The sequence below is a fragment of the Granulicella sp. S156 genome, from assembly GCF_009766105.1.
Classification (GTDB): domain Bacteria; phylum Acidobacteriota; class Terriglobia; order Terriglobales; family Acidobacteriaceae; genus Granulicella.
In genome coordinates this window covers 512,109-527,102 of record NZ_LMUH01000025.1, presented here as the reverse complement: position 1 = coordinate 527,102, position 14,994 = coordinate 512,109, and the positions used below count along the sequence as shown (strand labels likewise).

Annotated in this window: 8 protein-coding genes; 6 read left to right on the top strand and 2 right to left on the bottom strand. The window is 55.7% G+C overall.

Annotated features, from left to right (window positions below; all coding sequences use genetic code 11):
* Positions 1-189: 189 nt before the first annotated feature.
* A complete protein-coding gene (locus GSQ91_RS20865; RefSeq protein WP_158823675.1) occupies positions 190-4,941 on the bottom strand; it encodes a malectin domain-containing carbohydrate-binding protein in 4,752 nt (1,583 codons plus the stop codon).
* An 868-nt stretch (positions 4,942-5,809) separates the two neighbouring features.
* Positions 5,810-7,366 carry a hypothetical protein gene (locus GSQ91_RS20860; protein WP_158823674.1) on the bottom strand — a complete coding sequence of 519 codons (1,557 nt, stop codon included), beginning with the start codon at positions 7,364-7,366 and terminating at the stop codon, positions 5,810-5,812.
* 883 nt (positions 7,367-8,249) lie between these two features.
* On the opposite strand from GSQ91_RS20860, the gene galU reads away from it, so the two are divergent.
* From galU to GSQ91_RS20830, 6 genes are all read left to right on the top strand, one after another.
* On the top strand, positions 8,250-9,197 hold the full coding sequence (galU, locus tag GSQ91_RS20855; protein ID WP_158823673.1) for a UTP--glucose-1-phosphate uridylyltransferase GalU: 948 nt from the start codon (positions 8,250-8,252) through the stop codon (positions 9,195-9,197).
* Positions 9,198-9,562: 365 nt separating this feature from the next.
* The gene (locus GSQ91_RS20850; RefSeq protein WP_254064775.1) at positions 9,563-10,312 is read left to right on the top strand and encodes a WecB/TagA/CpsF family glycosyltransferase; all 750 of its coding nucleotides are present in this window, start codon (positions 9,563-9,565) and stop codon (positions 10,310-10,312) included.
* 144 nt (positions 10,313-10,456) lie between these two features.
* Positions 10,457-11,557 carry an endo-1,4-beta-xylanase gene (locus tag GSQ91_RS20845; RefSeq protein WP_158823671.1) on the top strand — a complete coding sequence of 367 codons (1,101 nt, stop codon included), beginning with the start codon at positions 10,457-10,459 and terminating at the stop codon, positions 11,555-11,557.
* Between the two features lie 71 nt (positions 11,558-11,628).
* Positions 11,629-12,585 (top strand): glycosyltransferase family 2 protein, encoded by a 957-nt coding sequence (locus GSQ91_RS20840; protein WP_158823670.1) that lies wholly within the window; start codon positions 11,629-11,631, stop codon positions 12,583-12,585.
* Complete coding sequence (locus tag GSQ91_RS20835) at positions 12,582-13,706, top strand: glycosyltransferase family 4 protein (protein WP_158823669.1); 1,125 nt, start codon at positions 12,582-12,584, stop codon at positions 13,704-13,706. The genes GSQ91_RS20840 and GSQ91_RS20835 overlap by 4 nt, the downstream gene beginning before the upstream one ends.
* Positions 13,703-14,992, top strand: coding sequence for a glycosyltransferase (locus GSQ91_RS20830; RefSeq protein WP_158823668.1), 1,290 nt, complete (start codon positions 13,703-13,705; stop codon positions 14,990-14,992). Before GSQ91_RS20835 ends, GSQ91_RS20830 begins: the two co-directional genes overlap by 4 nt.
* Positions 14,993-14,994 lie beyond the last annotated feature (2 nt).

The window sequence follows — 14,994 nt, the reverse complement described above, 5'->3', positions numbered from 1 at the left end:
GTGTATCGGGTGCGAATGACATAAATGCGCTCTCGTGGGTACGGGGTAATCAGAGAAATCTAGAGATGGGTCTCCCATGATTTCTAGATTTGTGGGATGGCATTGCGTTGATTCTATTCAGTCAGAAGCGCTACAGTTCTTTGGCTATCCGGGGCTCGGCATCGCCGAGCCCCGGCTCTTATTCAAGAACTATTGGAGAACCTCGATTCCATTTACCTCGGGGTTGTCGGCAGAGCCCGCGGTGAAGGCAATGACAATTTGGCCTGCACTGCTTGCAGCCGCATCGAACTGCTCTGTGATGGCCTGATTTGCTGCTCCACTCGTCGCGTAAATATCGAAGTTGTTGAGCTCAGCGGTGCCATTGATTGCTACATTGAACGCGCGCTCTCCCGCACCGCTGAAGGTCAGCTCTGCAAAGTGCAGACGCACTGCGTACGTCGCGCCTGCGGAAAGGCCGGGAATCGTATACGTGAACGACGAGGCCCAGCGACACGTTTGATAGACGGCTGCCGGCGCAGGTGTGGAAGTGTTGGTGGTCGTGATCGTAGCACTGCTACTGCACTCGTTGCCGGTGTTGAAGTCCTCATCCGCGACAAAGGGCGATATCGCGGTGCCGCTGCCCGCATCAATTTCGAGCACATCCGATAAGGATTGGCCGAGAGTGCCTGATCCCAGGATTTCAATGCCTGCGACTTCGGGATTGTCTGCCGAACCCTGCGTAAAGCTGATGGTGATCTGCCCCAGAGCATCGGCGGTTGCTGTGAACTGCTCGACGACCGCCTTATATTGGGCGCCCGCGATTGCATAGATATCGAAGTTGTTCAGGACGGTGGTTCCGTTGATCGCGACGTTGAAGATGCGCTCTCCGGATGCTGCGAAAGTGAGCTCTGCGAAATGCAGGCGTACCGTATAGCTTGACCCAGGGGTGAGTCCGGGCACGATGTAGGTAAATGCGGGAGCCCACCGCACAGACTGATAGACGGCCTGCGGCGCGGCGTTCGTTATTCCGGCAGTGCTGACTGCTGTTGTCGTGGAGGACACATTGCCGTTATTGAAGTCCGTATCAGCAATGAATGGCGAAACCGCCGCGCCGCCCGCGTTGATTTGCACCAATGCATTGCTGGCTACTGTCGGGGTAGCCGATGCCTCTGCTGATTGCGCGCTTGTTGTGACTGAATTAGTTGATGACACCTTGTAGTAATAGGTGGTTCCGTTGGTCAGTCCGCTGTCGGTATAGCTCGTGGAAGAGACGCTTGTTGCAATGGGTGTTGTGCTTTCACCGCCCGATGAGGTTCCGCGATAAACGTTGTAGGTGATCGGCGTCGTGCCTGTGCTGGCGGACCAGGAGAGTGCTACAGAGGTGTTGCCGGCTGCTGCCGTCAAGCCCGCAGGAACACTGGGTGCCGTACTGGTTGATTGGGGTTTGGCTGATGCCTCTGCGGATTGTGCACTAGTGGCAACCGAATTGGTTGACGACACCTTGTAGTAATAGGTGGTTCCGTTGGTCAGTCCGCTGTCGGTATAGCTGGTGGAAGAGATGCTTGTTGCAATGGGCGTTGTGCTTTCACCGCCCGATGAGGTTCCGCGATAGACGTTGTAGGTGATCGGCGCCGTGCCTGTGCTGGCCGACCACGTAAGAGCCACGGAGGCATTGCCCGAAGATGCGCTCAGTCCGGCTGGAACCGAGGGCGCGGTCCTGGTGACGCTACCCGCGCTCAGGACTTCGATGCCTGCAATGTCGGGATTATCGGCAGTCCCTTGCGTGAAGCTGATGACGATGTTGCCGGAACTGGTTGCGGTTGTGTTGAACTGTTCAACGAGGGCAACGTTCTCACCGCCGGACGCAGCGAAGACGTCGAAATTGTTCAGCACGGTAGTGCCGTTGATGGCGACGTTGAAGACGCGCTCTCCAGCCCCCGAAAAACTCAATTCTGCGAAGTGCAGCCTCACTGTATAGCTTGCGCCTGCGCTAAGGCCGGGGACTGTGTAGGTAAAGGATGGCGCCCACCGGACGGATTGGTATACCGCTTCGGGAGCAGGGTTGATTACATCGGCAGTGCTTACCGTCGATGACGTTGTGAATTCGGTCCCCGTGCTGAAGTACTCGTCGGCAGCAAAGGTGCCTGTTGCTCCGCCACCCGCATCGATCTGCACAACTGCGCTCTCAGCAGTCGCGGATGCCTCTGCGGATGTGCCGCTGGAACCAATGGAATTGGTTGCGGAGATCTTGTAGTAGTAGGTCGATCCGGGGCTGACGCTCGTATCTGCATACGTGGTCGCATTCACGCCCGTCGTGATAGGCGTTGTGCTTTCGCCGCCCGATGCCGTGCCGCGATACACGTTATAGGTGATCGGGGCCGTACCAGTACTCGCAGTCCACGAGAGCGCAATGACACCGCTTCCCGCCGGAGCTGCGCTCAATCCCGTGGGGGCTGTTGGCGCACTTGTGCCGGTGCCGGAGAGAGGGACGGTGAGCGGGGAACTGGTCTCGCTGTTGGTGATGGACAATACGCCGGACACCACCCCAACGGATGGCGCAGTAAAGGTCACGGAGATCGTGCATGAAGCGCCGGCTGCCAATGTGCTGCCGCAGTTGTTCGTTTCAGAGAAGCTGTTGCTCGCCACGATGCTGACGGACGTAGCCGCAGCTCCAATCGGATTGCTCAGAGTTACGGTCAGTGCGGTTGAAGTTGTTCCTACTGGGATGTTGCCGAAGGAGAGGCTGGTGGGAGTGACTGTGGGGGTGGAGGCGATGGAGTTTCCTCCGGTGCTGCCGACGAGCATGATAGCTGCTGGACTGTTTGGTGCACTGCTGGGGATGGTAAGCGTGCCTGTTGTAATTCCTGATGCAGATGCACCGAAAGTGACATCGACAAGGCAGTAACCCGGCTCGCTTGATCCACCATTCACAGCGCCCTGCAGCGAGCTGCCGCACGGATTGCTGGCATCGGCAGAGACCGTAAAGCCGCTCGACGCCGTGATAGCACCAAGCGTTGTCGTCTGGTAGGACGCGTTGTAGACAGCAATCTTCTGGGTAACAGTAGCGCCCTGCGTCGTCTGGAATGTGGCTACATCCGGATACACCCACAGCGGATTCGCCGCAGGGATATTGCAGTTTTCAGAAGACGAAGACCATCCTGTGTCGCTTTCCGTAGTGAGATTGAAGCTCCAGGAGCAGCCAAGGTTAAGATAGCCTCCATCCGTTACTCCGCTTGCCGAGGTACTGGAGATGGAGGCAGCACCATCACCTTGCGTGTGAACGACGTATGTTCCGACATTCGTGATGGTGTCGTTGCTGATGTTGACGCCAGTCGTGGAATTGGGTCCCAGGAACATATAGGCCGAATAAGGGCTATCTTCAATCGTGTTGTTGCTGATGTTTTCCGTCGCGGCGATGTTGCCGTCCTCCGGGTAGAACCAGATCGCTCCCCATCCGAAGAAAAAGCCGGGATCAAACATGCCGCACTGTTGAAGCGTATTGCCCTGGATGGTCAGTGTGCCGCTATTGGCGATTGCGCTAAACCGCAATCCGTCATTAATACAACTGCCTGCCTGGACTGGATCCATCAGCAGGTTATTCGTGATCATGTCACCGCTTCCGGAGCCATACACAGCGATGGCATTTGCCAGGCCGGGGGAGATGACCGTGTTCTGATTTACGGTAATTCCTGTGTCGGCGTAGGGCTGTGCAAACAGGGCGATGCTGTCGTCCTGAGAGTTGCGGATGTAGCTGTTCTCGATTGTTGAGTTGGTGATCGCGCCATCCTGAGCCCAGAAATTGATACCGTCAGCCTTCAAATCCATGATCCGCAGACCGTTCAGGGTAAGCCCGGTGGTTGGTCCGAGCACGAACATGCCGGACTTTTCGTTTTGGATCCAGACATCGGAGATCATTGAGTTGCTGAAGCCGCCGTTGAACCCAGTATCCGCACTAGTGCTGTTATCTCGTATTGTTGCGTTATCAAAGAGGGCGAGATTGGAAATATTCACATTAGTGCTGGTCGGATTTTCGTTACCTGTAAACCCGACGTCGCTTCCTGTGAGCATTGTGTACCACTCGCCGGCACCCTCGACGGTCACATTGTTGACCGAAAGAGGAGAGGAAACTTTGTAGGTTCCCGTTGGCAAATAGATGATTTGTCCAGAGGAAGACCCAGCGTTTATAGCGCTCTGCAGCGCAGACGTTACGTCGTTGCCACCAGTGTCGTCTGCGTTATACGGAGCCTGCGTGACGTTAATGGAGTTGGCCGGCTGAGCAATGGCCGACGGCACGGTTTCGAAGTCTGCGGTGTTGATGATGTACCACGGAGCATTGTCGCCTGAATCAACCTGAAGCTTGACCACTGTTCCTTTGGGCAGAGTAGACGAGAACATGTAGCGTACATCGTTGTAGAAATCGTGCGGCGCCTGTGTACGATCGGTTCCGATAGTCGGTGTCTTGCTGTATGGGTAGGCGCCATACAGCCAGCTATAGGCCGAAGTCAACGACAACGAAGTTGTGAATTGATTGTTGACATAAAGACTGAGAGGCTCCGTGAGCCCGTTTCCTGCCGGGGCATCTGGAATTGCGTAGTGTACTGTGATTGCGTTGGCTGGCGAGGTCAGCGTGAACGACACATATTGCGCCTGCCCTACCATGATGACAGCTTGACGCCCTTCTGCCTCCATGGCTAGTTGGCCAAAGTAGAGGCCCGGTCCGAGAACCTTTCCATTGGTCTGGACTCCGGAACTGGTCGCGGCATTGAAATCGACCAGGGGTATTGGAGAGCCGGCTGTTTGCGCCATCATCAAGGTCGATGGGCTTGCAATGCACATGGCTGTCAGCAAAGCGAATCCGAGCCGTGTCGAAAGATATCTCGTGCGCTGAACGGCATCGACGCGTTCCTTGTCTCTTGCGCGAAGGTACTGAATGATTCTGACGATCATCTTGGACAGGTTCATCTCGCCTCTCAAACTTCAACTGTTATGGATCGATTAACGAATGGGGCATCTACGCCTAGGCCTCGCAACACAGTTGTTGCTGAACCTGGCTGTCCACGGTTCTGGCACTTGCACATCAGGCCGGGGAGACGATAGTCGGATGTTCCGATCTGCCTCGCAGACGTTCCGGTACAACCTCGCTCTACGGTCGGCGAGAACCCTCTCGCGAGGACGAGGTTTTAGGCAATTGATTTTTCCTTATTTGAGGATGGTTTTTTCCTTGCCGTATAAGCACTGTCGAATGAGGCGGTTGGTCGCCATTCTATTTCCGGTTCACCGCTATGAGATTCCGCAATCAAGGGAGTTTCAGCCCGCTCGCTGTTGTACTTACTCAGAGCTACATCGTGTTTCAGCAGGAAGGCGCCCACCTCCACCCCGCAGATACCGCTTTTAGCTCAGATTTGATTGACCCGCTGGCTTGATTCAGGAGCTGAGTCCGAGGGGCGCCAGCGTGAGGAAAGGGTCAAGACGCTTGGCCGCGTCCAACCGGAACGGCTGTTGTGGGTGTAGTGGTCGGTCATGTGCGGGTCTGAGTGACCGAGTAGCTTTGCAGGGGGAGATCTACACTGTTCATTCTGAGAACGCCGCTGTAGTGTTGGCGAAGATCAGGTAGAGAAAATCTGACACTCCGGCATCTCTGCAGGCGCGAATGAAGGCGACCGCCAGATGGGCTGTATCACGTTAGGGAAGAGCAGGCACCTATGCTTGTGAGCACCAGCGCCCCTAGACGTGAGCGCCGTCAGCGCCAGATCGTTGATATAGGGGGCGAGAGAGCCCTGCGAAGATCCCACCTCTTCGCAAATTTTTATTCAGCGCCGCACAGTCTGCTTTACGACACCCGCAACAGCACCGCCGAAATTGCCGGCACATAGCACGTGACCCACGAAGAAGAGATATTCTCCGGAGCATACGGCAAGCCAGAAGTTGGCCCTGGAATAAACGACCCATCCACCGTCACGGAGTAGCCCTGGATCGTCTGTCCGGAAGTCGCGCTCAGCGAACTTCCTTGCAGTTCAATCAAATCCGCTGCGTTCACCTGTTGGTTGCAGTCGATCGTGATCTTCAGGCTCTGAAACACTTCTTTATTTACCATCACGATATTCAAGCCACCGGTTGCCGTCCGCACCGCATAGATCGTCGCGTTGAAATTTGCCACCGAAAACTTCGTCGGCAGCAGTTCTCCTTGTCCCGCCAGCGAAAAGAACAGCAGTCCGTAGTACTCCGGCTGCGCCTGCACAATTACAGAGTTGTCGTTTTCAATCGGCGTGTAGTAGGCATCGTCGCCGCCCTGCATGTTTACGCCGCTGCCTCCGCCATACGCAATGTGAAACAGGTGGTCGATTGCCCAGAGCGCCGAGGCATACGCATTGCTTACACCGGGAGACCCGCCGTACAGGTATGAGTTCGTCTCCGCAAAGCGAAACGGAATCTTCACTCCTGCCACCGACGACTTCAGTGCCACACAGTCTGCCACAATCGTGTTATCCGCCGACACCAGATTCGCCACCGTCGCATTCACCGAGTGGCCATTTCCGCGATAGTAATGCTGCGTCAATACTGCGATCTGCCCGCCATTCGGTCCCATCACAAATGGAGCCGTCCACGTCGTTATATTTCCCGCTGTAGCTGGGCCTGTGATCACTGCAGCCGGAACTGCCTCAACAATCGCCGAGCGGAACTGCTCCCACAGCGTTTCAAACGCAGTCAGATTCCAACCTGTCGGAAAGTAGCTGAGCCCATACTCATCCGGCTCATTGCCAATCTCGAAACCAAGCAGCACGTTCCCCAGCACTGACTGGACATACGCTGCCTCAGCGGCAGCTAACGCCGGCGTCGACGTAGCTAGATTGAGCGCGTACAGCAGCTTCCAGTTCGTCAGCGCCATAAACTGGGCAAGGTTCTCTATATCAGCAGGAGCGACCTGGCCGGCCGTATTGCCTTCGCCATTTGCGTTCCACACCGTCGTGTCGACGGAGTTGCCCCCAATGCGCAGCACTCCATTTCCCAGCCGGTTAAATAGCCCGGCAAGCTGCAAGTTACTTCCTGTGAACAGCAGCTCTGTCACGAAGTCGCCTTTCTCGTAGGAAAGGCCCATGAAGTAGTTCGGCAGTACACTCGTTGCCGTAGTCGAGATCTGGGCAGTCGCCACCGTCTGCACAGCCGTCGGCACCGGTTGCGGCCTGATCGGCACTGACTGGGGAGTCGTTTCGGCTTCGGCTGTCACCGTGGAGGCGCTCTCAAGCAGCGTGATCGCGGGAAGTAGAGGAAGCGCCATCGTGGCGCCCAGCCCGCCCAAAAGCGTCCTGCGTGACGTTGTTGGAAGGCTGCGGATGGGGGCCAGTCTGCGTACCACATCGAATATGAAATTGGTCTCAGACTTCGACAAGGTCACTCTCCCTCAGGCCAAAAATGCACATATTTCTCCTCAACCTATCTGAAAACATGCCTGGGCGCCAGAGGCGGAAAGGCATAGTAATTCACTATCGTGTGTTGCTTGTCGCATTATCTGGCACGCTTCTGAACTAATTGTTTGGAGCGTCGGCTACGAATCGGAGTGAAGCTGTGTGGCTTTTGTTAGGGAAGTCTGCGTCCCGCGGGTTAGACAACAATATGGATGTTTCTTAGAGCGTTTTTGGCGCATAGAGGGCATCAGATGCTATCGCTTGCCACGAAGAAAACCTTTACCGCTAGCAGACTTCAACTATATCGATTCAATGATTTTTGCTGTGTAACACACGCCAGGATCATTGAATTGGTATAGAAAATTGCATTCCATTCATCCTATGAGGATTTTTGCGAACGGCATATAGGACTTTAGTGCTAAGACTTCTAGATCGTTTTCGGCATTGGTTGATGAACATGCTGAAAGTGCGTTAGCTGTGAGTAATCATTGTTACTCCTTGACATAAGCCAGGACCCCACTGACTGATATAGGAAGTCCGGTTCCAGTATTTCTCTTCATTGTCGGGAATATTCGTTGAACCTAATATCGTGCTCGAAAGCCCAATTCAAAGCCATGTGGGCATACGAATCTATGTCTACTCTTCGCCACATAAACAACAGCTACGAGAACGATGCGCCCAAAGCTAGTCAGTTCAATTCGAATCCTTTTACTTCTGGATGGTAGGAATCGATGGAGAGGTTTTTGGGGTGGGATGGCTATACAACCTAAGTCATTGTCGGAGCTGAATGTTTTGGCGCTGCAAGGGCTTAATGAAGGGCAGAACCATAAAGTTCTGTGAGCTTGAAATGAATAGATTGGAGGATAGATGGCTTTTCTGAAAATCCGCAAGGCTGTGATTCCGGCGGCAGGCATGGGTACTCGATTTCTTCCCGCCACTAAAGCAACTCCCAAAGAGATGCTGCCGCTGGTCGACAAGCCCCTGATCCAGTACGCCGTGGAAGAGGCGGTTGCCGCTGGGTGCACTGAGATCATTATCGTTACCGGACGCAATAAGGCGACGATGGAAGACCACTTCGACAAATCGCCGGAGCTGGAGGCCTCGCTGACGGCGCGCCACCGGCCGGCATTACTGGAGATCGCGCAGTCGGTGACAAAACTCGCCCGCATTGTCTACACGCGGCAGCCTGAGCCGCTGGGTCTGGGCCATGCCGTACTGCAGGCCAAGTACCTTGTCGGCGATGAGCCCTTTGCTGTAATCCTTCCCGATGACATCGTGGATTCCAGCGTTCCGTGCATGAAACAGATGGTGGAGGCCTTCCACGAAACTCAGTCCTCCATCCTGGGCTCAGAGGTTGTGGAGCGCGAAGCGATCAGTCACTACGGTTGCCTGGACTGCATAACTGACCTGAAGAATCCGCAGTTGCTCGATGTGAAGAATATGGTCGAAAAGCCGAAGCCCGAAGACGCCCCGAGCCTGAACGCGATCATCGGTCGCTACATTCTTACGCCGCGCATCTTCGAGATGATCGAGAAGACCAAGCCCGGTGCGGGCGGCGAATTGCAGCTTACCGACGCCATCAAGGCACTGCTGCAGTATGAGAAGGTCTACGGCTTCAGCTACGAGGGCAAGCGTCACGATGCGGGCGACAAACTCGGGTTCCTGAAGGCAACCGTCGAGTTCGCGCTAAAGCACAATGAACTCGGACCGAAGTTCCGTGAATGGCTGATGACGCAGCAGTTTTCGGAGTCTGACCAGACACTGTTCGCGCTGCCACGAGGGCATGAGAAGAATGTTGAGATGGCAACTGTTTAATGTTTAGGAGCATTCCCATCAATGGCTAGATGTGTGAGGTTCTAAGTCGTACATACCATTTGGTTTAGGTGGAAAGCCCTGATTTTATGGGTTCATGTTTGGTGCATGTGCGGACTTTGTCCATATGAGAAGTACGGTTCAGGTGATTCTCTTCATTGTCGGATCGGTGGGCCTGACCTAGGCTGTTGTCCAGAGTCCTTGCCATTATGCATAGATATGACACTCTATCCGAACTTCCCAGTGTAAGTGGCAGCAGTAGGCGGGCCGAAGTACAGGGAAACAATCACGAGAGTTCCGGTCCTGCTCAGTCTGTGCGGCAGGCGGGCAGCCGTGAAATTTCCTTTTTGGGATTAACCCTGAATCCCATGTCATCACCGGAACTGACGGCGGTGGTCGAGCAAGGCGTTTTAGAGCGCAGGAAGTGGATTATCACAAACCATAATCTGCATAGCGTGTATTTGTTTCATCGGAAGCCGAGACTGCGCGAGTTCTATAAGAACGCACATTGGACATTCATTGATGGAATGCCGCTCATCGCACTGGGAAAGCTTTACGGCTATGCTCTGGAGCGCGAACAGAGAGTGACGCTGGCGGACTGGATGCATCCTCTGATGGAGATGGCTGCTCGGAAGCGGTGGCGTGTGTTCAATCTTGGTTCGCCGGATGGCGTTGCAGAAAAGGGCGCTGCAGAGTTACGCAGAATGTACCCCGGATTGCAGATCGAAGTAAGCAACGGATACTTCGATGCTCGTCCGGGTAGTTCCGAGAATGAAGCAGTGGTGCAACGGATCAATGCCTACAAGCCCGATCTTTTGATGGTAGGGATGGGAATGCCTCGGCAGGAGTTCTGGACTCTGGAAAACTTTGCTCGCCTCGATACGCATGTGATTTTGGCTTCGAATGGCGCAGCTATCGATTACGTCGCCGGTGCGGTGCCGACGCCACCGCGCTGGGCGGGGCGGCTGGGATTGGAGTGGGCTTTCCGGCTGGTAAGTGAGCCACGCCGGCTCTTCGGTCGGTATCTGATAGAGCCTTGGTACGTTGTGATGCTGCTGGCGATGGATTTTGTACGCAAAGGGGGAAGGCTGAACGCCAGGGTGTCAGGAGAGGCGTAGGGAAGGATTCTAAAGGCGTGGCTCTGAGACCGCTCTGCGAAAGACTGATTGGCTCTGTCTCGGGTGGAAGGTCATGGATACGTTCAAACCAAGGAGAGGATGATTCTGCGATATGCGGCGAGCTCTACAGGAGACACCATGGGAATGAATCGCAGAGATTTTGTTAAAGTGCTGGGCGTGTCCGCGATGGCGGGGTGGGCTTCGTTGGAGGCCAGGGCGCAGGCTGCGGTGGCCCCTCTGAAGGAGCTGGCTGATCAGAAGAGATTGATGTTTGGCTCATGCCTCGCGCTGAAGTACTTCAATCAGTCGCCAGCCTATAAAGAGCTGTTTTTATCGCAGTGCGATATTGCAACGCCAGAGTTGCACATGAAGTGGGACTCGTTGAGCCACCAAGCAGGTGAATACGATTTTAGTAATGCCGATCAGTTTGTGGCGTTCTGTGCGGCTAATCGCATCAAGGTGCGTGGGCATACGCTGGTGTGGCATGATTCTCTGCCCGCATGGGTGAAACAGAAGATCTCACCGGAAACTGCCAAGACTATGATGCTGGATCATATTCATGCAGTCGCTGGACACTTCGCAGGAAAGCTTTATTCCTGGGACGTGGTGAATGAGGCGCTTGATCCGGGCAGTCAACGTCCGGATGGTCTGCGGGCCAGCCCCTGGCTGCAGGACATCGGCGTCGACTATATCGAACAGGCATTCCGCGCGACAGCCGCAGCCGACCCGAAGGCTCTTCTGGTTTGGAACGAAAACTATCTCGAAGTATCCAATGGTTTTGGCGATGCGAAACGGAAAGCAATGCTCAGTCAGCTTGACGGGCTGCTGGCACGGGGAGTTCCGATTCATGGGATTGGCCTAGAGGCTCATCTGCGAAGCGATCAGGCAAATGTGCTGGGAGACGCGAGTTACGAGGTGTTTCTTGGCGAGCTGGCGAAACGGGGAATGAAGATCTTCATCACGGAGCTGGACATTCAGGATACGAGTCTTCCCGTAGATGTCGGTGCACGCGACAAGGCAATTGCGGATCTCTATAGAAAATTTCTAACCGCCAGCTTACGGCAGCCTGCGGTTAGGGGGGTCATTACATGGGGACTTTCAGATTCCTTCACATGGATCTCCGGATACCGTCCACGCAAGGACGGCTTGCCTGTGCGTCCACTTCCTTTCGATGCAAATTGTCAGCCTAAGCCCGCGTACTACGCGATCGCTGAAGCGCTTGAGGCAGCGCCTCGACGTGCGTGATTTGTCCTGCGTTTGTGAACGTCCGAACGCGATTTAATTTTTGCAAGCCAAAGTCTGAAGGAGGTTGAGCCATGGTTCTTGTGTCGGCCGTAATCCCAACGCGTGGACGACCAGAGCTTTTGCTACGCGCGGTGCGCAGTGTGCTGGCGCAGACGCTGCGAGAGATTGAGGCGGTGGTTGTTATCGACGGACAGGACCTGGCCACGGAGCATGCGCTTGAGACGTTGGCACGAGAAGACGGTCGTGTACGTGTGATCGCGTTGCCAGTGAGTGTTGGCGGATCCGACGCGCGTAATCGCGGGGTGGCCGAGGCTTCGGGAAAATGGATTGCATTTCTCGATGATGACGATGAATGGCTGCCGGGTAAGCTCGAAGCACAGCTTGAGGCAGTTGCGGCATCGACGGCGCCGGTGGTAATCGGTACCTGCAAGATTATCGCTCGCACGCCGGGTAACGACTATGTGTGGCCTCGTCGTATGCCGGAGCCGGGGGAGCCGATTTGCGAGTATCTTTTGGCGCGCCGTACGCTTTCGCGCGGCGAAGGGTCGATCCAGACATCGACGTTCTTTGTGCGTCGCTCGCTCATGCTAGGTCAGCCTTTTAAGAGCGGTCAGTTGAAGCATCAGGATACGGAATGGCTGCTGCGTGTAGGGCGGTTGCCAGGGGCCGAAGCCGTATTTGTGAATGAGGTCATGGCTATTCACTATATCGAGGAGGAACGCGCCTCTGTGAGCAGCAAGGCGAATTGGAGGTACTCTCTGGCCTGGGTACGCAGCGACCGGCACCTCTTTACGCCCCGCGCGCTGACGGGGTTTGTCCTTCATCAAATAGCCCCAGAGGCTTCAGAGCAAGGAGAGTGGCGTGCCTTTCCTATGCTGCTTTTTGAAGTTTTGCGCCATGGCAAGGCTTCGCTCCGCGACTATGCGATTTTCTTAGCGATGTGGGTGCTGCCCCGTCGCCGTCGCCGCTACCTGCGGGACTGGATAGCACGACGGCCGGCGCTACGCCCCTTGGTGCACTCACGATGAAGATACTTCAACTAACGCGACAGTTTCTTCCTTCCGAGGGAGGAATAGAGAGCGTGGTGGAGGGGCTGAGCTGTGCCTTGCAGCAAAAGGGGCACACCGTGCGGGTGGCGACACTTCGATCATTGTTTGCAACTGGAACGAGTGCTCCTGCGAGATCCATCGAGGCAGGGTTGACGGTGCGGCGCATGCGTCACTGGGGGCCTAAACGTTATCCGGTGGCTCCAGCAGCGCTCGCGGAGATTCGCGGTTACGACCTGGTGCATATTCATGCCATCGACTTCTTCGTGGATTATCTGAGCTTGTTGCGTTTGCTGCACCGCATCCCCCTGGTGGTCAGTACGCACGGAGGCATCTTCCACACGCAATGGGCAAGCCGTTTCAAGCAGATGTACTTTAGCACCGTTACGCGCATGTCGCTGGGTGGTGTGGGCGCAGTGGTGTGCGTGAGCCAGCAGGATCGTGAAAAGTTTGAGGAGATCGTGCCGCGGCAGCGCATCCGCCTTATTGAGAACGGTGCCAACATAGATCGCTTTTGGAGCCTGAAGAAGAAGGTGGAACCTGGCGTGATATTGGGCATCTCGCGACTGGCCGAGAACAAGCGCGTTCACAAGGTGTTGGAGGCGATGGCTTCGTTGAAGGATCGATATCCGCAGATGCGATTGGAGTGGGTGGGAGCGGATTACTCTGGGCTGCGTACCTCGCTTGAGCACCGCGCTGTTGAGCTCGGGTTAGGTGGCCGCGTGCGCTTCCATGGCGCAACCAGCCGCGAAGAGTTGTACCGCTTATTGGAGCGGGCTCAGATGTTTGTGTCGGCTTCATCGTATGAAGGGTTTGGACTGTCGACGATAGAAGCAATGAGCGCAGCGACGGTGCCTGTGGTGACCGCGGTAGGTGCGCATCCAGATGTGATTGAAAGTGGAGTGAGCGGCTTTCTGACGGACGTCGATGCGACGGAGCTTGCGGCATCTATAGAGCGTGTGTTGATGATGTCCCCGGAAGACACCGCAGCTATGGGAGAGGCGGCGCGTGCGGCGACACGCCGGTTTTCGTGGAGCGAAATCGCACCACAGTATGAGCAGCTTTACCGCCAGGTGCTGAAGATCGGAGGAATTGCCGCATGATCGGTCTGAGAGAAGGAGTCGTTGTTTTCCGCATTCAGTTGCTGCCGCGGTCTGAGACGTTTATCGCGACACAAGCAGCGGCGATGCGTCGTTTTGAAGCGTACTTCGTCGGCTGGCGTAGAGTGGCTGGCCTGGAAGTGCCTGAGAGCAAGAGCTGGACGGCTGATGACGGTGGGCGGCTGGGAAGATTGAGAGAGCTGCGCTTCCGATACTTCGGTTCAACCAAAGATGAGATTGCGCAGCTGAAGGGGCAGTCGCCACGGCTTGTCTATGCCCATTTCGCCCTGGATGGCTATGCGGCTATGCGGCTTGCGAAGCAGCTTGGAGTACCGCTTGTGACTGCATTGCACGGCTATGACGTGACGATGAGCGATGAGGCGCTCGGTGCAACGCGGCTTGGGCGTGAGTATCTGAAGGGGCGCACGGGGCTGCAGAAAGAAGGTGCACTCTTCGTCGCATGTTCGGAGTACGTGCGTGGACGAGCGATTGAGCGCGGATATCCGGCGGACCGCACGATCGTTCACTTCATTGGAGTGGATGTGGAGCGGTTCGTGCCACCTTCGACGGGACAGCGAGAACCGGTTGTTTTGTTTGTAGGACGCCTGGTGGAGAAGAAAGGCTGCGACCGTCTCATTGAAGCGATGGTTGAGGTGCAACGTCGCTGCGCCGATGCCGAATTGGTGGTCATCGGAGATGGTCCGCTGCGCGCGGACTGTGAGGCACTGGTTGCTGCTCGGCATGTACGCTGCCGATTTTTGGGGGCGCAGCCAAGCACCGTGGTGCAGGAATGGATGGCCCGGGCGAAAGTTTTCTGCGCCCCGAGCATGGTCGCGGCTTCGGGTGATGCGGAGGGTTTTGGCATTGTGTTTATCGAGGCGCAGGCCATGGGACTTCCGGTTGTCAGTACACGAAGTGGGGGGATACCTGAGGCCGTGAAGGATGGGCAGACAGGACTGCTAGTTGCAGAGAGTGACCAACAGGCACTCGCAGAGGCGATCCTCACGCTGATAGGGAACGATGAACTCTGGCAACGTTTTAGTCTCGCCGGGCGGAGACGCGTTTTGGAACAATTCAACCTGGCACGGCAGACGCAGCGCCTGGAAGATGTTTTCGACGATGTGCTCTCGTCACGCAGGGTGCAGATCGAGCAGCGTGCGGTAAGTTCTGCTGTGGTTTGCGCTTCTATCGACAGGATGCATAACTCTACTTTTCAACGAAGGCAACAAGTTTCCCCATATGAGTTGCCAATAGATAGATCTAACGCAAGTGCGACGGAAGGAGCCTAGAC

Excerpts from the sequence above, each read along its gene's own strand:
- GSQ91_RS20835 (WP_158823669.1), top strand. The coding sequence starts at position 12,582 with ATGAAGATACTTCAACTAACGCGACAGTTTCTTCCTTCCGAGGGAGGA.
- GSQ91_RS20850 (WP_254064775.1), top strand. The coding sequence starts at position 9,563 with ATGTCATCACCGGAACTGACGGCGGTGGTCGAGCAAGGCGTTTTAGAG.
- galU (WP_158823673.1), top strand. The coding sequence starts at position 8,250 with ATGGCTTTTCTGAAAATCCGCAAGGCTGTGATTCCGGCGGCAGGCATG.
- GSQ91_RS20840 (WP_158823670.1), top strand. The coding sequence starts at position 11,629 with ATGGTTCTTGTGTCGGCCGTAATCCCAACGCGTGGACGACCAGAGCTT.
- GSQ91_RS20830 (WP_158823668.1), top strand. The coding sequence starts at position 13,703 with ATGATCGGTCTGAGAGAAGGAGTCGTTGTTTTCCGCATTCAGTTGCTG.
- GSQ91_RS20865 (WP_158823675.1), bottom strand. The coding sequence starts at position 4,941 with ATGAACCTGTCCAAGATGATCGTCAGAATCATTCAGTACCTTCGCGCA.
- GSQ91_RS20845 (WP_158823671.1), top strand. The coding sequence starts at position 10,457 with ATGAATCGCAGAGATTTTGTTAAAGTGCTGGGCGTGTCCGCGATGGCG.